This window comes from Streptomyces sp. NPDC001843, from assembly GCF_042891955.1.
In the GTDB taxonomy this organism is placed as follows: domain Bacteria; phylum Actinomycetota; class Actinomycetes; order Streptomycetales; family Streptomycetaceae; genus Streptomyces.
In genome coordinates this window covers 290,310-310,294 of the sequence record NZ_JBIATQ010000007.1, presented here as the reverse complement: position 1 = coordinate 310,294, position 19,985 = coordinate 290,310, and the positions used below count along the sequence as shown (strand labels likewise).

The 19,985-nt window shown below is 73.6% G+C and carries 9 protein-coding genes; 6 read left to right on the top strand and 3 right to left on the bottom strand.

Features of this window, described 5'->3' with window-relative positions; genetic code table 11:
- Positions 1 to 9: 9 nt before the first annotated feature.
- Complete coding sequence (gene metK, locus ACFYZQ_RS19900; RefSeq protein ID WP_389149107.1) at positions 10 to 1,209, bottom strand: methionine adenosyltransferase; 1,200 nt, start codon at positions 1,207 to 1,209, stop codon at positions 10 to 12.
- Positions 1,210 to 1,385: 176 nt separating this feature from the next.
- On the opposite strand from metK, the gene ACFYZQ_RS19895 reads away from it, so the two are divergent.
- Positions 1,386 to 1,955, top strand: a complete 570-nt coding sequence (locus ACFYZQ_RS19895; RefSeq protein ID WP_389149104.1) for a hypothetical protein — start codon at positions 1,386 to 1,388, stop codon at positions 1,953 to 1,955.
- A 131-nt stretch (positions 1,956 to 2,086) separates the two neighbouring features.
- Here ACFYZQ_RS19895 and ACFYZQ_RS19890 read toward each other — a convergent pair whose 3' ends face one another.
- Positions 2,087 to 2,284, bottom strand: coding sequence for an acyl-CoA carboxylase subunit epsilon (locus ACFYZQ_RS19890; RefSeq protein ID WP_389149101.1), 198 nt, complete (start codon positions 2,282 to 2,284; stop codon positions 2,087 to 2,089).
- Positions 2,281 to 3,888, bottom strand: a complete 1,608-nt coding sequence (locus ACFYZQ_RS19885; RefSeq protein WP_389149098.1) for an acyl-CoA carboxylase subunit beta — start codon at positions 3,886 to 3,888, stop codon at positions 2,281 to 2,283. Before ACFYZQ_RS19885 ends, ACFYZQ_RS19890 begins: the two co-directional genes overlap by 4 nt.
- A gap of 235 nt (positions 3,889 to 4,123) precedes the next feature.
- Between ACFYZQ_RS19885 and ACFYZQ_RS19880 the strand changes: the two genes are divergently transcribed.
- From ACFYZQ_RS19880 to ACFYZQ_RS19860, 5 genes are read left to right on the top strand one after another with little or no spacing between them, the layout of a single operon-like run.
- Positions 4,124 to 5,026 carry an ACP S-malonyltransferase gene (locus ACFYZQ_RS19880; protein WP_389149096.1) on the top strand — a complete coding sequence of 301 codons (903 nt, stop codon included), beginning with the start codon at positions 4,124 to 4,126 and terminating at the stop codon, positions 5,024 to 5,026.
- A gap of 1 nt (position 5,027) precedes the next feature.
- A complete protein-coding gene (locus ACFYZQ_RS19875; protein ID WP_389149093.1) occupies positions 5,028 to 6,590 on the top strand; it encodes an AMP-binding protein in 1,563 nt (520 codons plus the stop codon).
- 39 nt (positions 6,591 to 6,629) lie between these two features.
- Positions 6,630 to 8,138, top strand: coding sequence for an AMP-binding protein (locus ACFYZQ_RS19870; protein WP_389149091.1), 1,509 nt, complete (start codon positions 6,630 to 6,632; stop codon positions 8,136 to 8,138).
- Positions 8,135 to 9,382 (top strand): type III PLP-dependent enzyme, encoded by a 1,248-nt coding sequence (locus ACFYZQ_RS19865; RefSeq protein ID WP_389149089.1) that lies wholly within the window; start codon positions 8,135 to 8,137, stop codon positions 9,380 to 9,382. The genes ACFYZQ_RS19870 and ACFYZQ_RS19865 overlap by 4 nt, the downstream gene beginning before the upstream one ends.
- A gap of 22 nt (positions 9,383 to 9,404) precedes the next feature.
- Positions 9,405 to 19,946, top strand: a complete 10,542-nt coding sequence (locus tag ACFYZQ_RS19860; RefSeq protein WP_389149086.1) for an SDR family NAD(P)-dependent oxidoreductase — start codon at positions 9,405 to 9,407, stop codon at positions 19,944 to 19,946.
- The last annotated feature ends 39 nt before the right edge of the window (positions 19,947 to 19,985 follow it).

Below are 19,985 nucleotides of genomic sequence, written 5' to 3'. Positions count from 1 at the left end.
CGGCCCCGCTCAACCCGCCGCGGCCTGGCGGAGCTTGTCCGCCCGGTCGGTGGCCTCCCAGGTGAAGTCGGCGCCGCTGCGCCCGAAGTGGCCGTAGGCGGCGGTCTGCGCGTACCGGGGCCGCAGCAGGTCCAGGTCACGGACGATGGCGGCCGGGCGCAGGTCGAAGACGTCGGTGACGGCCTGCTGGATCCGGGCCACGGGGACGGTCTCGGTGCCGAAGGTCTCGATGAACAGGCCGACCGGGGCGGCCTTGCCGATGGCGTAGGCGACCTGGGCCTCGCAGCGCCGGGCGAGTCCGGCGGCGACGACGTTCTTGGCGACCCAGCGCATCGCGTACGCGCCGCTGCGGTCCACCTTGGAGGGGTCCTTGCCGGAGAACGCGCCGCCGCCGTGGCGGGCCATGCCGCCGTAGGTGTCGACGATGATCTTCCGTCCGGTCAGGCCGGCGTCGCCCATCGGGCCGCCGATCTCGAACCGTCCGGTGGGGTTGACCAGCAGCCGGTGCCCGGCGGTGTCGAGGTCGAGGCCGGCCAGCGCGGGGGCGACGACGTGGTCGCGCAGATCGGGTTCGAGCAGCGTGTCGAGGCTGATGTCGGGGGCGTGCTGCGAGGAGACGACGACCGTGTCCAGACGGACCGGGCGGTCGCCGTCGTACTCGATGGTGACCTGCGTCTTGCCGTCCGGGCGCAGATACGGCACCGGTCCCTCCTTGCGGACCTCGGCCAGTCGGCGGGCGAGGCGGTGCGCGAGGGCGATCGGCAGCGGCATCAGCTCGGGGGTGTCGTCGCAGGCGTAGCCGAACATCAGGCCCTGGTCGCCGGCGCCCTGCCGGTCGAGCGCGTCCCCCTCGCCGGCGCCCTCGACCCGCGTCTCGTAGGCGTCGTCGACGCCCTGGGCGATGTCGGGCGACTGGGCGCCGATGGAGACGGAGACACCGCAGGAGGCGCCGTCGAATCCCTTCGCCGAGGAGTCGTAACCGATGCCGAGAATCGTCTCGCGCACCAGCGTCGGAATATCGACGTAGGCGGAGGTGGTGACCTCACCCGCGATATGCACCTGGCCGGTCGTGATCAGGGTCTCCACCGCGACGCGGGCCGCCGGGTCCTGGGCGAGCAGTGCGTCGAGAATGGTGTCGCTGATTTGGTCGGCGATTTTGTCGGGATGGCCCTCGGTCACCGACTCCGAGGTGAACAGTCGACGGGACACGCTTTCCTCCAGCCGTTCCTGAAGCCGGAACTGGCCTCGGTCCGGGAATTGTTGTCGCAAGAGCGTCCGACGAAATGCTTGGGAACGGCTAAAGTAGTCCGTTCTGCAACGGTGTTTTCCGCTTTAGCGCGCTGCAAGGAGCGGCTGACTCAATGGCGGGTAGAAAGGAGCTTTCCATGACCCGCTACCTCATCAGCTTCCTACCTTGGATCGCCTACGCGGCGATCGCTACGAGTGACGAGTGGCGCAGCGGCGCGGAGTGGGGACTGGGGATCGCCGCGTTCGTGATCTTCCAGGGACGCCGGTCGGGCAAGCACTTGGACGAGATGGTGATCGAGGTGAGTGCCCTCGTGTTCTTCGCGGGCATCACCTGGCTCTCGTACAAGCAGCCCGACTCCGGCCTCATCCCCTACGGCCCTGCCCTGGTCGACGCGTGGCTCGCGCTCACGGCGTTCGGTTCGCTGCTCATCGGGCGGCCGTTCACCCTGGGCCTGGCTCGCAAGATCGCGCCCGAGCACGTGTGGAAGACGAAGGCGTTCTTCCGCACCAACGCGACGATCACCTCGGTGTGGGGGGTGTCCTTCGTCGTGGCGGCCGGTGCGCTGGCGCTGCTGATCAAGGCCGATCCGCATGCCACGACCGCGGCGATCGCCATCAAGGTCGTCACCTTCGTCGTCCCCGTCCTGTTCACCATGCGGTATCCGGCGATCGCCGCGCAGCGAGCGCGCCAGACCGCCATGCCCTGACATGTCGCGCGCACCGGCCGGCGCCGCACCCGTTGACCCGGGGTGCGGCGCCCGTCGGCGTGCGGGGCCGCCCCGGCACTGTGAAGCGCCGCTGCCCGGTGGTACGGCAGCGGCGCTTTCGGCTGCCGGGGCTACGCCGTCGCCCACGCCCCCGGCAGCCGGTGGGCGCCGGGGATCCAGCCCGCGGCCGGCGGGGCCGGGGGCTCGGGCGGTTCGGCGCCGCGCAGGACCGCCAGCAGGACGACGGTCACCGCGGCCAGCTGCTCCGGGTCGGGGGCGCCGCGCACCACCCGGATCTCCGTGTCCTCCATGCTCTCGGCGCCGCTCATACCGGCTGGTTCCCGTGCTTGCGGGCCGGCATCGCGGCGTGCTTGGCGCGCAGCATCGCAAGTGAGCGGATGAGGACGGAGCGGGTCTCCGCGGGATCGATGACGTCGTCGACGAGACCGCGCTCGGCCGCGTAGTAGGGGTGCATCAGCTCCTCCTGGTACTGCCGGATGCGCTCGGCGCGGGCCCGCTCGGGGTCGTCGGCGGCGGCGATCTCACGGCGGAAGACGACGTTCGCCGCGCCCTCCGCGCCCATCACCGCGATCTCGTTGGTGGGCCAGGCGAAGGTGAGGTCGGCGCCGATGGACTGGGAGTCCATGACGATGTACGCGCCGCCGTACGCCTTGCGCAGGATCACCGAGATACGGGGCACGCTGGCGTTGCAGTACGAGTACAGCAGCTTGGCGCCGTGCCGGATGATGCCGCCGTGCTCCTGCTCCCGGCCCGGCAGGAAGCCGGGTACGTCGACGAGCGTGACCAGCGGGATGCTGAACGCGTCGCAGGACTGCACGAACCGGGCCGCTTTCTCACTGGCATGGATGTCCAGGACGCCGGCGAAGGAGGCCGGCTGGTTCGCCACGATGCCGACGACGTGGCCGTCGAGCCGGGCCAGTGCGCAGATGATGTTGGTGGCCCAGCCGGCGTGCACCTCGAAGATCTCGCCGTCGTCGACGATCTCCTCGATGACGGGACGCATGTCGTACGAGCGTCCGGGGTCGCCCGGCACCAGGTCGAGCAGGGCCTCGCAGCGCCGCTCCGCCGAGTCGTCGGGGCGGACGGCGGGCGGCAGTTCGCGGTTGTTCTGCGGCAGCATCGACAGCAGGTAGCGCACCTCGGCGAGGCACTCGGCCTCGTCCTCGTAGGCGAAGTGCGCGGCGCCCGAGACGGTGGCGTGCACGTCGGCGCCGCCGAGCCCATCATGGCTGATCCGCTCGCCGGTGACGGCCTGTACGACGTCCGGGCCGGTGATGTACATCTGCGAGGTGCCGCGCACCATGAACACGTAGTCGGTCAGGGCGGGGCTGTAGGCGGCGCCGCCGGCGCACGGGCCGAGCATCACGCTGATCTGCGGGATCACTCCGGAGGCGGCCACGTTGCGGCGGAAGATGCCGCCGTACCCGGCGAGCGCGGTGACGCCCTCCTGGATGCGGGCCCCGGCGCCGTCGCTGAGCGCGACCAGCGGGGCGCCGGCGGCCAGCGCCAGGTCCATCACCTTGTGGATCTTCGAGGCGTGGGCCTCGCCGAGGGAGCCGCCGAAGATGCGGAAGTCATGGGCGTAGACGAAGACCGTACGGCCCTCCACCGTGCCCCAGCCGGTGATCACGCCGTCGGTGTACGGGCGCTTGTTCTCCAGGCCGAAGCCGGTGGCCCGGTGCCGGCGCAGCGGCTCGATCTCCTGGAAGCTCCCCTTGTCGAAGAGGAGTTCGAGACGCTCGTGGACGGTCAGCTTGCCCTTCGCCCACTGCGCCTCGGTGGCGCGCGGGCCGGGTCCCTCCCGCACCGTCTGCTTCACCAGGTCCAGCAGGGCCACCCGGGAGCGCGGGTCGGGTCGCGGTGGCGGCTGGGTCATGGGGGCGAGCGAGGTGGTGTCCTCGGTCACGGTCATGGGTCACCCGTCCATGTGGCTGAAGAATTATACGGACCGTTCATTCAAGCCACGTTGTGCGCGAAGGGGCCACAGCGATCACCCCCTATGGTCGGCGGGCCGCCCCCTACTAAGGGTGGCGGGCGGGGTCCGATAGGGGTTGGTGGGGCCTTCCGCGGCATCTAGAACTGTCCGAACGAGGCCAGTTCGCGAAAAGACGGGTGCTGCGATGACAACGGCGATGGTATTCCCGGGAATGGGGCCCACCCGCTTCCGGGAACTCGGGCGCTTCCTGCTTCTCGATTCCCGGGCGAAGAAGCTGCTCGCGGTCGCGGACGAGGTCCTCGGCCATTCCCTTTTCGACGCGTTCCGGCAGAGCGAGGACGAGTACGCCCCGGCGGCGCAGGTCGCCTTCATGGTGGTGTGCACGGCGCTCGCGGAGCGGGCCCGTGAGGAGCTGGGCGCCGAGCCGGTGGTGTGCACCGGAGCCAGCTTCGGCGAGAAGCCCGCGGTCGGTTTCAGCGGGGCGCTGGACTTCGCGGACGCGGTGCGGATGACGGCCGGGCTGGCCCGCTGCACCGCCGAGTACTTCGCGCGGGAGCACCGGGACGTGGTGACGCAGTCCTTCGTCCGGGCACCCCAGGGGCCGCTCGCCGAGCTGTTCGCGGACATGGACGCCCGGGGCGCCTGGCACGAGGTGGCTTGCCGGCTCGACGAGGGTTTCCTGATGGTGTCCGTGCACGAGGGCGAACTGGAGAGATTCCAGCAGGACTTGCGGTCCATCGGCGCGATGCCGCTGTACGTGATGCGGCCGCCGATGCACTCCTCGCTGTTCACCGGGCTGCGGGAGCTGGCCGCCCGGGAGGTCGTCGACGCGCTCCCGCTGCGCGACCCGGACCTGCCGGTGCTCGCCGACCAGGACGGCACCGAACTGACCACCGCGGACGGGCTACGGCACATGCTGCTGGACCACTTCGTACGGCCGGTCGACTGGCCCGCGACCCTGGACGCGCTGCGCGCCCGTGGGGTCGAACGCCTGCTGGTCGCCGGCCCGGACGCCCTGTTCGGCCGCGTGCGGTCGGCGACCTCCCGCTTCGAGGTGGTCCCCCTCTCCCCGGACCGGGCGGCCCGGCCCGCGACGGCCGCGGCGGGGGCGTGACATGACAGTGCAGGTTTCTCAGAGCACCGCCGCCGTGCCCGCCCCGCTGGTGGGCAGCCTGCACGGGCTGTTCCTGCGCGGCCTCGCCCTGTCGGCCGACCGGGAGTGCTTCCGGGTCGACGGGCGCGGCACCACGTACGCCGAGGCGCACCGGGCCGCGCTCGCGCTCGCCGGGGCGGTCACGGAGGTCTGCGGCGGGATCCCGCGGACGGTCGCGGTGCTCGGCAGCAAGAGCGGGGAGGCCTACACGGGCCTGCTGGCCGCGCTGTACCTCGGGGCGCGGGCCGTGCCGCTGCACCCCGACTTCCCGGCGGCCCGCAACCGTGCCGTGCTGGAGGCCGCCGAGGTGGACGCCGTGATCGCCGACGCCCGGGGCGCGGCGGCGTACGGGGCCATCGGCACGTCGGACATCCCACTGGTCGCGGCCGGGCAACTGCCGCTCCCCGGCCTGCCGTTGGACGAACCCCGGGCGGTCGACCCGGAGGACACCGCGTACATCCTGTTCACGTCCGGCTCGACGGGCCGCCCCAAGGGCGTGCCGACCACGCACCGCGCCGCCGACAGCTATTTCCGTACGCTGCGCGGCCGTTACGACTTCCAGCCCGGTGACGCCTTCACCCAGACCTTCGACCTCACCTTCGACTGCGCGATGTTCGACCTGTTCTGCGCCTGGGGCGCGGGCGCCCGGGTGGTGCCGCTGCCGATGCGGGCGTACCGGGCGCTGCCGGACTTCCTCGCCGAGGAGCGGATCACGGTGTGGTTCTCCACACCTGGCGCCATCGCGCTCGCCCGGCGCTCGGGGGCGCTGGCGCCGGGCGCGCTGGAGGGCCTGCGCTGGTCGCTGTTCGCGGGCGAGCCGCTGCACCGGCACGACGCCGAGGACTGGCAGGCGGCGGCGCCGCACAGCACCGTGGAGAACCTGTACGGCCCGACCGAGCTGACCATCACCGTCACCGCGCACCGCCTGTCGCCGGCCACGCCCGAGGAGCGGTACGTCAACGGGGTCGTCCCCATCGGGCCCGTGCACGCCTCCCTCGACCACCTGCTGCTCGGCCCGGACGGCTCCACCGGCGGCGACGAGGGTGAACTGTGCGTCACCGGGCCGCAGATGTTCGACGGCTACCTGGACCCGGCCGAGAACGAGGGCCGGTTCCACGAGCACGCCGGCCAGCGCTGGTACCGCACCGGCGACCGGGTGCGCCGCTGGCCGGACGGTGAGATCGGCTATCTGGGCCGCGCCGACGACCAGGTGCAGGTGCAGGGCTGGCGCGTGGAGCTGTCCGAGGTCAGCCACGCCGTGCGGGCCCTGGACGGGGTGGAGGACGCCGTGACGGTCGCCGTACCCGCTGCCCGCAGCCACGAGCTGGTCGCCTTCTACACCGGCCGCCCCACGACGAGCGCCCTGCTCGCCAAGGAGCTGACCGCCGGCCTGCCGAAGGCGATGGTGCCGCGGCTGCTGGTCCACCTGGCCGAGTTCCCGATGAACGCCAACCGCAAGATCGACCGCTCCGCCCTCCGGGCCCGCGCGCTGACGCTTCTGGACAGCGGCCGGGCGCGGAGCTGACCGGACGCCGAGAAGCCACGGACGACAAGGAGACCCCCCGTGGACGAGAAGTTCCCCAAGGACGCCCGCCTGCTGCACCACCTCCTCGACGCGCAGGCCGCCGCCCGCCCCCAGGACATCGCGGTGCGCGACGCCCGGGACTCCTGGACGTGGCAGCAGCTCCAGGCGCAGACCCGGGCCGCCGCCGACTGGCTGCGCCGGGCCGGGGTGACGCCGGGCGACCGGATCGTCGTACGCCTGCCGAACGTGCGCGAGACGACGGCGCTGCTGTACGCGGCCTCCCGGGTCGGTGCCGCGCTGGTGCCGATCAGCGCCGAGATGAAGGAGTTCCACCTGCGCGCGGTCATCGCCGACTGCGCGCCGCGGCTCGTGGTCGTCACCGACGGCGCGGGCGAGTGGGTGGCGGGGCTGACCGACCGGCCGGTGCACGAAGTGGGCGCACTGTGGGCCGAGTTGGCGGCCGACGGGGACGACGCCGAGGCCGGGCAGGGGCCGGACGCGCCGGCCGTGCTCATCTACACCTCCGGTTCGACCTCCACGCCGAAGGGCATCATCTGCCCGCACGCGCAGATGGTGTTCGCGGCGCACTCCATCAACGAGGTGCTCGGCTACCGCGCCGACGACACCGTCTTCGTCCGGGTGCCGCTCTCCTTCGACTACGGCCTGTTCCAGGTGCTGCTGTGCGCGGTGGCGGGCGCGACGCTGGTCCTCGCCGACTCCGAGGCCGACTCCAAGCTGCACATCCTGGTCCGGGAGAGCGGCGCCACCGTGCTGCCGCTGGTGCCCTCGCTCGGCGGGCCGCTGATCCGGCTCGCCCAGCGCGACCCGCGGCCGACCCGGCTGCGGATGTTCACCAGCACCGGGGCCGCGCTGGAGCAGCGGATCATCGACGGCCTGTGGAAGTGCTTCCCCGGCGCCCGGGTGGTGCGCATGTACGGCATCTCCGAGTGCAAGCGCATCACGATCATGCCGCCGGACCAGGACCACGAGCGTCCCGGGTCGTCCGGGCTGCCGATCCCGGGCACCGAGGTGGCGATCCTGGACCCGGACGGCAACGAGGTGCCGGCCGGGGAGAGCGGCGAGATCACGGTGACCGGGCCGCACGTCATGGCCGGGTACTGGAACCTGCCGGAGATCACCGCCCGCACCTACCGGCCCGACCCGGCGACCGGCCGGACCCGTCTGTTCACCGGCGACTACGGGCGCGTCGACGAGGACGGCTACCTGTACTTCGAGGGCCGCCGCGACGACATGTTCAAACGCAAGGGCATGCGGGTGTCCACCATCGAGATCGAGGGCGCCGCGATGGACATCCCGGGCGTGCGCAACGCGGCCGCCCTGAAGCCGACCGCCGACCGCGACCTGATGATCTTCGTGGAGGCGGACGAGCTGACCCCGCAGGCGGTGCTGCGCGAGCTGGCCGTCCGGCTGGAGGCCGTGAAGGTGCCGGCGCTGTGCAAGGTGCTCGGCGCCTTCCCGCTGACCTCCAACGGCAAGAACGCCAAGCAGCAGCTGGCGGCGATGCTGGACGCCGAGGCCGCGAAGTGACCACGGCGATCGAGCGGCAGGCGGAACTGGACCGCGCACTGGTCGCCGAGTACGGCTCACCGCTGTACGTGTACGACCTGGACCGGGTGGCCCGCGCCCGGGCCGACCTGCGCGCGGCCCTGCCCGACGGGATCACCCTGTACTACTCGCTGAAGGCCAACCCGCACCCGGGTCTGGTGCGGGCACTCAGGGAGGGCCCCGGCGGCTGCCGGGCCGAGGTGTGCTCCACCGGGGAACTGGCCTCGGCGCTCGAGGCCGGGCACCCGGCGGAGTCCGTCCTGTACTCGGGGCCGGGCAAGACGGCCGGGGAGCTGGCCGTGGCGCTCGCCGAGGGGGTGCGCACGTTCTCCGTGGAGTCGGCGGGCGACCTGAGCCGGCTCGGCGAGCAGGCTGAGCGGCACGGGGTGACGGCGCAGGTGCTGCTGCGCGTCAACAGCGCGGCGGCCGCGGCGACCACCAGCATCCGGATGACCGGTACGCCGTCGCAGTTCGGCATCGACGCCGAGACCCTGCCGCAGCTACTGCCCGCCCTGCTCGACGTGCCCGGCACCGAGGTGGTCGGCGCGCACTTCTTCCCGCTGTCCAACTCCAAGGACGAGGAGAGCCTGATCGCCGAGTTCACGGCGACGATCGAGCAGGCGGCGAAGCTGGAGAGCGAACTGGGCCTGCCGCTCGGGATGCTGGACATCGGCGGCGGTTTCGCGGCGCCGTACTCGGTGGCCGGTGAGCGGCCGGTGTACCCGAACCTGCGGGCGGCCCTGGAGAAGGCCCTGGACACCCGGCTGCCGCGCTGGCGCGGGGGCGGTATCGAGATCGCCTGCGAGTCGGGCCGGCATCTGGTCGGCGACAGCGGGCGGCTGCTGACGTCCGTGACCAACGTCAAGGAGAGTCGGGGCCGTACCTTCGCGATCCTCGACGCGGGCATCAACACCCTCGGCGGCATGGCCGGTCTGGGCCGGCTGCTGCCGCTGTCGGTGGATCCGTCCTGCCACCGCACGGGCGAGCCGGTGCCCGTGAGCCTGGCGGGCCCGCTGTGCACGCCCGGCGACCTGCTGTCCCGCTCGGTGCGGATGCCGCGGCCGCAGCCGGGTGACGTGCTCGCGGTGCCGAACGTGGGCGCCTACGGGCCCACCGCGAGCCTGCTGCTGTTCCTGGGCCGGCCGGCCCCGGTGGAGCTGCTGCTCAGTGGCGGCGAGGTGGTCTCGGCCTCACGCCTCGTCTCCTCCCGTACCGACGTCGCATAACCCAGCCTGGAGTTCAGTGACCATGACCGAGTCCGCCGCCCAGCCCGCCCACGACACATCCGAACAGATCCTGTCCGCAGCCGAGTTGACCGGGCTGACCAGGTCCGCTCAGGAGCGGCGGCTGCTCCGGCTCGTCGTCGAGCAGGCCTCGGCCGCACTGCGCGCGGCGGGCCGGGAGCCGGGCGGCGCACTCGATCCGGGTCAGCCCTTCAGGCAGTCGGGCCTCGACTCGCTGGCCATCGTCGATCTGCAGCGGCGGCTGTCCGCGGCGATCGGCGCCGAACTGCCGGTGTCGATCGCCTTCGACCACCCGACCCCTCGGGCGCTCGCCGGGCAGCTGCTGCGGGAGGTGCTGGGCGAGTCCCCGGACGACGCGGGGGAAGCCGCATCCGTCGTCGCGGACCCGGGCGAACCGGTGGCGATCGTCGGCATGGCCTGCCGCTACCCGGGAGGCATCGCCTCCCCCGGGCAGCTGTGGGACCTGGTCGCGACGGGCGGCGACGCGATCGGTCCACTGCCCGACGACCGCGGCTGGGACGTGGCCGGACTGTACGACCCGGACCCGGACGCGCCCGGCAAGACGTACGCGCGCGAGGGCGGATTCCTGTACGGCGCGGCCGAGTTCGACGCCGACTTCTTCGGGATCAGCCCGCGCGAGGCCGCCGCGATGGAGCCGCAGCAGCGGCTGGCGCTGGAGACGTCGTGGGAGGCGCTGGAGCACGCGGGCGTCGACCCGGTGGCGCTGCGCGGCAGCGGCACCGGCGTGTTCGTGGGCGCGGAGCCGCAGGAGTACGGACCGCGGCTGCACCAGGCACCCGACGGCTACGAGGGACATCTGCTGACCGGCGCGGCCACCAGTGTGATCTCCGGCCGGATCGCCTACACGCTGGGCCTCGAGGGCCCCACGCTGACGGTCGACACGGCCTGCTCGTCGTCGCTGGTCGCGGTGCATCTGGCGGCGCACGCGCTGCGCTCGGGCGAGTGCTCGCTGGCGCTCGCGGGCGGGGTCGCGGTGATGTCCGGCCCGGGCACGTTCACCGCGTTCAGCCGGCAGCGCGGACTGGCCCCGGACGGCCGCTGCAAGCCGTTCGCCGAGGCCGCCGACGGCACCGGATGGGCCGAGGGCGCCGGCTTCCTGGTCCTGGAGCGGCTGTCCGACGCCCGCCGCAACGGGCACCGTGTGCTCGCGGTCGTCCGGGGGTCGGCCGTCAACCAGGACGGCGCGAGCAACGGCCTGACCGCCCCCAACGGCAGCGCGCAGCGCCGCCTCGTCCAGCGGGCGCTGGCCTCGGCGGGCCTGACCGGCGCCGACGTCGACGCCGTCGAGGCACACGGCACCGGCACCCGGCTCGGCGACCCCATCGAGGCGGGCGCGCTGCTGGCGACCTACGGCCAGGGCCGTTCCCCGGACGCGCCGCTGTGGCTGGGCTCGGTGAAGTCGAACCTGGGGCACACCCAGGCCGCCGCGGGTGTCGCCGGGGTCATCAAGATGGTGCTGGCGCTGCGTCACGAGCTGCTGCCGCGCACCCTGCACGTGGACACGCCGTCGTCCCGGGTGGACTGGTCGGCCGGCGCGGTCGAGCTGCTGACCGAGGCCCGGCCGTGGCCGGCCGGGGAGCGGACCCGCCGTGCGGGCGTGTCCTCGTTCGGCATCAGCGGCACCAACGCGCACGTCATCGTGGAGGAGGCGCCGACCGAGGAGCCCGTTGAGCAGGCCCTGGAGCCTGCGGTGCCGCCGGTGGTGCCGTGGCTGGTTTCCGGTACGACCGAGGAGGCGCTGCGCGCCCAGGCCGCCCGGCTCGCCGAGCACCTGCGCGCCCGTCCCGGTCCCACCCCCGGTGCGGTGGCGTCGGCGCTCGCGGACCGTACCGCGTTCACGCACCGGGCCGCCGTGGTCGCGGGCGATCCGGAGGCACTGCTGGCCGGGGTCGAGGCCATCGCCCGGGGCGAGGCGCCGTTGCACGGCGAACCGGCCGGCGGCCCGCTGGCGTTCCTGTTCACGGGACAGGGGAGTCAACGGGCGGGGATGGGCCGGGAGTTGTACGAGGCGTTCCCGGTGTTCGCCGCCGCGTTGGACGAGGTGTGCGCCGCGCTGGACGGGTACCTGGAGCGTCCGCTGAAGGACGTGATGTTCGGCGGGGAGTGCCTGGACGAGACCGGGTACACGCAGCCTGGGTTGTTCGCCCTGGAAGTGGCCCTGTTCCGGCTGCTGGAGGCATGGGGTGTGCGGACGGACGTGCTGGCCGGGCACTCCATCGGTGAGCTGGCCGCCGCGCACGTCGCCGGGCTGTGGTCGCTGGAGGACGCGGCGCTGATCGTGTCGGCGCGCGGCCGGCTGATGCAGCGGCTCCCGTCGGGCGGTGCGATGGCCGCCGTGCAGGCCACCGAGGACGAGGTCCGTGCGGTCCTGCCGGAAGGCACGGGGGTCGCGGCCGTGAACGGGCCGGTGTCCGTGGTCGTTTCCGGTCCGGAGGCGGGCGTGGACGAGGTCGTCGCGCACTTCTCGGCGGCCGGCCGCAAGACGAAGAAGCTGACCGTCAGCCACGCCTTCCACTCCCCGCTGATGGAGCCGATGCTCGCCGAGTTCCGGCAGTTCGCGCAGGTGCTCGACCCTAGGCGGCCGAGCCTGCCGATCGTCTCCACGCTGACCGGCCGCGAGGTGCCGTACGAGGAGCTGGCCGACCCCGAGTACTGGGTGCGGCACGTCCGCGACGCGGTGCGGTTCGCCGACGCAGTCCAAACCCTGGAGGATCAGGGGGTCCGCACCTTCCTGGAGCTGGGCCCGGACGCGGTACTGACCGCGATGGGCGCGGAGTCCGTGACCGACGGGGTGCTGCTGCCCGCCCTGCGCCGGGGTCACGACGAGCCCGGCGCGCTCCTCGGCGCGGTCACCGCACTGCACCTGCGCGGAGCGGAGGTCGACTGGACGGCGCTCCTGGGCGCGGGCCACGAGCCCGTCGAACTGCCCACCTACGCCTTCCAGCGCAAGCGGTACTGGCTCGACGCCCTGGCCGACGGCCCGGCCGACCCCGCCGCCCTCGGCGTCCTCGACCCCGAACACCCGCTTCTCGGCGCAGCGTTGACCGTGGCGGGCGCCGAGCGGCTGGTGCTCACCGGCCGGCTGTCCGTGCGCAGCCACCCGTGGCTGGCCGACCACGCCGTGGGCGGCACGGTGCTGCTGCCCGGCACCGGCTTCGTGGAACTCGCCGTGCGCGCCGCCGACCTGGCGGGCTGCGCGACGGTGGAGGAACTGACCCTCCAGGCCCCGCTCACCCTGGACGACCCGGAGGCGGGCGTCGACATCCAGCTGGTGGTCGACGAGCCGGGACCGGACGGCTGCCGCCCGCTGACCGTGCACTCCCGTACGGCCGACACGGACTGGACCGTGCACGCCCAGGGCCTGCTGGCTCCGGCCGCGCCCGCCGCCGTCCCCGGCCGCGGAATCTGGCCGCCGCGGGACGCCGACCCGATCGACGTGAGCGACGCCTACGCCCGCATGGCGGCCCAGGGCTACGGCTACGGCCCCGCGTTCCAGGGGCTGCGCGCGGCCTGGCGGCGGGGCGGGGAACTGTACGCCGAGGTCGCTCTGCCGGACGGGGTGGACGCCACGGGCTACACCGTGCACCCCGCCCTGCTGGACGCGGCACTGCACGTCATCGGCCTCGACGAGGACACCGAGGGCGCCGAACTGCCCTTCGCGTGGACCGGCGTGACCGTACGGGCCGCCGGTGCGACCGCGCTGCGCGTCCACGTCGTACCGGCCGCCTCCGGCGTCTCCCTGCACCTGATGGACCCGGCCGGGGCCACGGTGGCGTCCGTCGGCTCCCTGGTGCTGCGGCCGGCCGGGGACACGGGCCGGACGGTGCCGCTGTACCGGGTCGCCTGGTCGCCGGCGCAGGACGCGTCGGTGGACGCCGCCGGGTTCGAGGTGGTGTCGGGCGAGACCGTGTCCGAGGTGCTCACCGCGTTGCAGACCTCGCTCGCGGGCGAGGCGCGGCTGCTGGTGCTGACCCGGGGTGCGGTGCGGGTCTCCGGTGACGGCGACGCCGGCGACGTCGGTGAGGTCGTCGAAGTCGTCGATCCCGAGCAGGCGGCGGTGTGGGGACTGGTGCGCGCCGCGCAGGCGGAGCACCCGGGGCGGATCGTGCTCATCGACGCGGACGGTGCGCTTCCCTCCGCACTGCCGGACGGTGAACCGGAGTTGGCGGTGCGCGGCGGTCGGTGGTCCGTGCCGCGCCTGGTGCGGGAGACCGTGCCGGTGGGCGGTGGCTCGTGGTCGACGTCGGGCACCGTGCTGGTGACCGGCGGCACCGGCGGGCTCGGCGCGCTGACGGCACGGCACCTGGTGGCCGAGCACGGGGTGCGCAGGGTGCTGCTGGTGGGGCGGCGCGGGGCGGACGCCCCGGGTGCCGGTGCGCTCACCGAGTCGCTGCGCGCGTCGGGCGCCGAGGTGGCCGTCGAGGCGTGCGACGTCTCCGACCGGGCGGCGCTGGCGGGGCTGTTCGAGGCCCACCCGGACATCACGGCGGTCGTCCACGCGGCGGGTGTGCTCGACGACGCCACCTTCGCCGCACTCACGCCCGAGCGTCTGGAGTCGGTGTGGGCGCCGAAGGCGCGCGCGGCCCGCCATCTGCACGAGCTGACGGCCGACCGGCGTCTCGACGCGTTCGTCCTCTACTCCTCGGCCGCAGCCACCTTCGACGCCCTCGGCCAGGCCAACTATGCCGCCGCCAACGCCTACCTGGACGCCCTCGCCGCCCAGCGGCAGGCACAGGGCCTTCCGGCGCTCTCCCTGGCCTGGGGACTGTGGGACCCGGAGGCCGGTGGGATGGCGGCGGGGCTCGCCCCGGCCGACGTCTCCCGGGCAGCCCGGGCCGGCACTCCCGCGCACGGCGTGGCGGCGGGCCTGGCGATGCTGGAGGCGGCGACCACCCTGCCGGACACCGCCCACGTCCTTGCCCTCCGCCTCGACCAGCAGGCCCTGACCCGCCGCGCCCGCTCGGAGGAACTCCCCGCGGTGCTGCGCGGCCTGGTCCGCACCCCGAACCGCCGCACGGCGGGCACCGCCACGGCGGACAGCGGCACCCTGGCCGACGAGCTGGCACGGCTGGACCCGGCCGACCGCGAACGCCGGCTGCTCACCCTGGTCCGCACGCATGTCGCGACGGCCCTCGGCCACGACGGCCCCCGGGCCGTCGACCCGGAGCGCGGCTTCGGCACCCTCGGCTTCGACTCGCTGGCGGCGGTCGAGCTGCGCAACAAGCTCGGCGCCGCGACCGGCCTGCGCCTGCCCGCGACGCTGACCTTCGACTACCCGAACGCGGCGGCCGTGGCACGGTATCTGAACGAGCAACTCGTGGGTGCCGATGCCGAGTCGGCGGCGACGAGTGGGGCGTCGGGCGGTCCGTCGGCCGGGGACGACGATCCGGTCGTCATCGTGGGCATGGCCTGCCGGTACCCCGGCGGTGTGAGCTCCCCGGAGGAGCTGTGGGCACTGCTGGCGGCGGGCGGCGACGCCGTCTCCGAGTTCCCCGCCGACCGTGGTCCGCTGTGGCAGGAGTCGTACGACCCCGACCCGGAGGCCGTCGGCAGGACGTACGTCAACCAGGGTGCCTTCCTGGAGCGGGCGGCGGAGTTCGACGCGGACTTCTTCGGCATCAGCCCCCGCGAGGCCCTGGCCACGGACCCGCAGCAGCGGCTGCTCCTTGAGACGTCCTGGGAGGCGTTCGAGCGGGCCGGCATCGACCCCGCCGCCCTGCGCGGCAGCGCCACCGGGGTCTTCGCCGGCGTGATGTACCACGACTTCGCCCCACGCCTCCACGACGTCCCGGAGGAGCTTGCCGGGTACCTCGGCAACGGCGGTCTCGGCAGTGTGGTGTCCGGGCGGGTGTCGTATGCGCTGGGTCTGGAGGGTCCGGCGGTGACGGTGGACACGGCGTGTTCGTCGTCGCTGGTGGCGGTGCATCTGGCGGCGCAGGCGCTGCGGGGTGGTGAGTGCTCGCTGGCGTTGGCGGGTGGTGTGACGGTGATGTCGACGCCGGACACGTTCGTGGACTTCAGCCGGCAGCGGGGTCTTGCGGCGGACGGGCGGTGCAAGCCGTTCGCCGAGGCTGCGGACGGTACGGGCTGGGGTGAGGGTGTCGGTGTGCTGGTGCTGGAGCGTCTGTCGGACGCGCGGCGCAACGGGCACCGGGTGCTGGCGGTCGTGCGGGGCTCGGCGGTCAACCAGGACGGCGCGAGCAGTCAGCTGACCGCGCCGAACGGCCCGTCCCAGCAAAGGGTCATCCGGCAGGCCCTCGCCTCCGCGCACCTGGGTCCGTCCGACGTCGACGCGGTCGAGGGCCACGGCACCGGGACCCGGCTCGGGGACCCGATCGAGGCGCAGGCGCTGCTGGCCACGTATGGGCAGGACCGCTCAGAGGGTTCGCCGCTGTGGCTCGGCTCGATCAAGTCCAACCTGGGGCACACGCAGGCCGCCGCGGGTGTCGCCGGGATCATCAAGATGGTCCTCGCCCTGCGCTACGAGGAGCTTCCCCGGACCCTGCACGTCGATGCGCCTTCCTCGCATGTGGACTGGTCGGCGGGTGCGGTCGAGCTGCTGACCGAGGCCCGGCCTTGGAGGGGCGGGGAGCGGACCCGGCGTGCCGGTGTGTCGTCGTTCGGGATCAGCGGGACGAACGCGCACGTGATCGTGGAGGAGGCGCCGGCCGAGGAGCCCGCCGACGCGGTGATCCCGGCCGCCCTGCCGGTGGTGCCGTGGATCGTCTCCGGCAGGACGGCGGCGGCAGTACGGGCCCAGGCGGCCCGTCTGCTGGAGTACGTCGCCGAACGCCCGGGGCTGGACCCGGCTGACGTGGGCTACTCGCTGGTGACCGGGCGGTCGGCGTTCGCTCACCGGGCGGGTGTGGTGGCCGGTGACCGGGAAGGGCTGCTGGCCGGGCTGGAGGCCGTCGCTCAGCTGGAGCCTCCGGCGACCGGGAGCGGCGAGGTGGCGTTCCTGTTCACGGGGCAGGGCAGCCAGCGGGCCGGCATGGGGCGGGAGTTGTACGAGGTGTTCCCGGTGTTCGCCGCCGCGCTGGACGAGGTGTGCGCCGCGCTGGACGGGTACCTGGAGCGTCCGCTGAAGGACGTGATGTTCGGCGGGGAAGGGCTGGACGAGACCGGGTACACCCAGCCCGCTCTGTTCGCCCTGGAGGTGGCGCTGTTCCGGCTCCTCGAAGCATGGGGTGTGCAGCCGGATGTGCTGGCCGGGCATTCCATCGGTGAGCTGGCCGCCGCGCATGTGGCGGGGCTGTGGTCGCTGGAGGACGCGGCGAGGCTGGTGGCGGCTCGTGGGCGGCTGATGCAGCGGCTTCCGGCGGGCGGTGCGATGGCCGCCGTACAGGCGACCGAGGATGAGGTCCTGCCGGTCCTGTCCGAGGGCACTGGGATCGCCGCCGTGAACGGGCCGTCCGCGATCGTCGTCTCCGGCCTGGAGGCGGGGGTGGACGAGGTCGTCGCGCACTTCTCGGGGGCCGGCCGCAAGACGAAGAGGCTGACCGTCAGCCACGCCTTCCACTCCCCGCTGATGGAGCCGATGCTCGCCGAGTTCGAGCAGATCGCCGCGCAACTGACCTACGGAGAGCTGGCGTTGCCGATCGTGTCGACGCTGACAGGCGCGGCGGTGTCGTACGAGGAACTCTCCCAGCCGTCCTACTGGGTCCGGCACGTCCGCGAGGCGGTCCGCTTCACCGACGCCGTCACCACCCTCGATGACCAGGGCGTCGGTACCTTCCTGGAGCTCGGCCCCGACGCCGTACTCACCGCCATGGTGGCCGACCCCCGTGCCATCCCGGCCCTGCGCCGCGACCGCAGCGAACCCCAGGCCCTCGTCGAAGCGCTCACCCGTGTGCCGTCCGTCGACTGGACCGCCTACTTCAACCCCGGCCGGCAGGCCGTCGACCTGCCCACCTACGCCTTCCAGCACCAGCACTACTGGCTCCCCGCCACGGCCGCGCGGGCCGGCGACGCCTCCGAGTTCGGGCAGTCGGACGCCGAGCACCCGCTGTTGGGCGCGGCCGTGGAACTCCCGGACACGGAAGGGGTGTTGTTCACCGGCCGCCTCTCGCTCGCCACCCATGCCTGGCTGGCCGAGCACGCCGTGAACGGCACCGTCATCGTGCCCGGCGCCGCCCTCGTCGAGATCGCCGTACGCGCCGGTGACCACGTCGGCCGCGGCACCGTCCGCGACCTGACCCTGCACGCCCCCCTCGTCATACCCGAGACCGGCGCCGTCGCCCTCCGCGTCCGCGTCGGCGAAGGCGACGAACCGACCGTCACCGTCCACTCCCGCCCCGACCGCGAGGACACCTGGACCCTCCACGCCGAAGGCGTCCTGTCGGCGGCGGCCGTGGAACCCGCTGCCGACCTCACCGCCTGGCCGCCGGCCGGCGCCGAGCCCGTCGACACCACCACCCTCTACTCCGCTCTGTCCGCGATGGGCCTGCACTACGGCCCCTTGTTCGCAGGCCTCACCTCCGCCTGGCGGTCCGCCGACAACACGGTGCACGCCGAGGTGTCGCTGCCCGAAGACGCGGATGTGGCCAGGTTCGCGCTGCACCCTGCGCTCCTGGACGCCGCGCTGCACGCGCTCACCTACGCGGGTGCGGCCGAGCGCGCTGAACTGCCCTTCTCCTGGAGTGATGTGGCCGTGCACACCGCGGGGGCCAGGGCGCTTCGGGTGCGGGTCACGGCCGAGGGGTCGGGGTACCGGCTCGACCTCGCCGATCCCTCGGGCATGCCCGTCGCCACGGTCACCGGACTGGCGTTGCGGCCACTGGCCACGGACACGGGTGCCGTCCGTGACCTGTACCGGGTCGACTGGGCCCCGGTCGTGTCGGAGGCGGCCGAGCCCACGGCGTCGTACACCGTGCTGCGGGCCGAGACGGCGGCCGATCTGCTGCCGCTGCTCCAGGCCCACCTGGACGGTGACCAGCCGCTGCTCGTCGTCACGCGCGGGGCCGGCACCGACCCTGAGCAGTCCGCGATCCGTGGTCTCGTCCGGGCGGCGCAGGCCGAGTATCCGGACCGGATCGTCCTGCTCGACTCCGATCAGGAGATCCCCGAGCGGCTGCCTGCCGGGGAGCCGGAACTCTCTTACACGAAAGGCATCTTCAGCGCTCCGCGGCTCGCCCGCGAGACGGCGTCCGTGGGCGGTTCCTGGTCCACGTCCGGCACGGTTCTGGTGACCGGTGGCACGGGCGGGCTCGGTGCGCTGACCGCGCGCCACCTCGTCGCCGCCCACGGTGTGCGCAGTCTGCTGCTCACCAGCCGACGCGGCGCCGACGCACCCGGAGCCACCGAACTCGCCGCCGAGCTGGAGGAGGCCGGCGCCGGGGTGGAGATCGTCGCCTGCGACGTCTCCGACCGGGAGGCGGTGGCGGTGCTGCTGGGCGACCACCCGGAGGTCAGCGCCGTCATCCACACGGCGGGCGTCCTCGACGACTCGACCGTCGACCGTGTCACCCCGCAGAGCCTGGACAGGGTGTGGGCGCCGAAGGCGGCGGCCGCCCGGCACCTGCACGAGCTGACGGCCGGGCGGGACCTCGACGCGTTCGTGCTCTACTCCTCGACCGCGGCCACCTTCGACGGCACCGGCCAGGCCAACTACGCCGCCGCCAACGCCTACCTGGACGCCCTCGCCGCCCAGCGGCAGGCACAGGGCCTGCCCGGTATCTCGCTGGCCTGGGGCCTGTGGGACCCGGAGGTCGGCGGCATGGGCGCCGGGCTCACCGCGGCCGACGTGGAGCGGGTCGCGCGAACCGGGCCGCGGGCGCTGGGACGCGAGGCGGGGCTCGCCCTGCTGGACGCGGCCCTGGTGAGCGGTCGGGCGCATCTGCTGCCGGTGCCGTTCGACACGGGCGCGCTGGAGCGCAGGGCCCGGGAGGAGGCGCTGCCGGCGGTACTGCGGGGGCTCGTCCGGGTCCCGGGGGCCCGGCGGCGCGGTACTGCGGCCGAGGCGGCACAGGGTCCCGAGGCGCTGAAGGAGACGCTGCTGCGGCTTCCGGCGGCCGAGCGGACGCCGTACGTGCTGCAGTTGGTGCGGGCGAAGGTGGCGTCGGTGCTCGGGCACGCGTCGGGTGACGCGGTGGATCCGGAACGCGGCTTCGGCGGGCTGGGGTTCGACTCGCTGGCGGCGGTGGAGCTGCGCAACCAGCTGGCGCCGCTGACCGGGCTGCGGCTGCCCGCCACGCTGACGTTCGACTACCCGACCTCGCTGGCGCTCGCCGAGTACGTGCGCGAGCAGCTCGTTCCGGACGAGAACGGGCCCGCGGCGCTGCGGGCGGTGGAGAGCGAACTGGCCGTGCTGGAGGCCAGGTTGTTCGGGGTGGTGGGTCCGGACGGGCTGGACGCCGGCGATCACGCCCGGGTGGCCCAGACGCTGCGCACACTCGCGTCGCGCTGGTCCGAGCTGCATGCGGCCGGTGCCGCCGAGGCCGCTGCCGCCGAGTCGCTGGCGGACGCCGACGCCGAGCGGATCTTCGACATTCTCGACAGCGAGTTCGAGGGCATGGACATCGACTGAGCGACACGACCAGCCCGTCCGAGAGACATGACCAGCCCG

Excerpts from the sequence above, each read along its gene's own strand:
- ACFYZQ_RS19860 (WP_389149086.1), top strand. The coding sequence starts at position 9,405 with ATGACCGAGTCCGCCGCCCAGCCCGCCCACGACACATCCGAACAGATC.
- ACFYZQ_RS19880 (WP_389149096.1), top strand. The coding sequence starts at position 4,124 with ATGGGGCCCACCCGCTTCCGGGAACTCGGGCGCTTCCTGCTTCTCGAT.
- ACFYZQ_RS19885 (WP_389149098.1), bottom strand. The coding sequence starts at position 3,888 with ATGACCGTGACCGAGGACACCACCTCGCTCGCCCCCATGACCCAGCCG.
- ACFYZQ_RS19875 (WP_389149093.1), top strand. The coding sequence starts at position 5,028 with ATGACAGTGCAGGTTTCTCAGAGCACCGCCGCCGTGCCCGCCCCGCTG.
- ACFYZQ_RS19895 (WP_389149104.1), top strand. The coding sequence starts at position 1,386 with ATGACCCGCTACCTCATCAGCTTCCTACCTTGGATCGCCTACGCGGCG.
- ACFYZQ_RS19890 (WP_389149101.1), bottom strand. The coding sequence starts at position 2,284 with ATGAGCGGCGCCGAGAGCATGGAGGACACGGAGATCCGGGTGGTGCGC.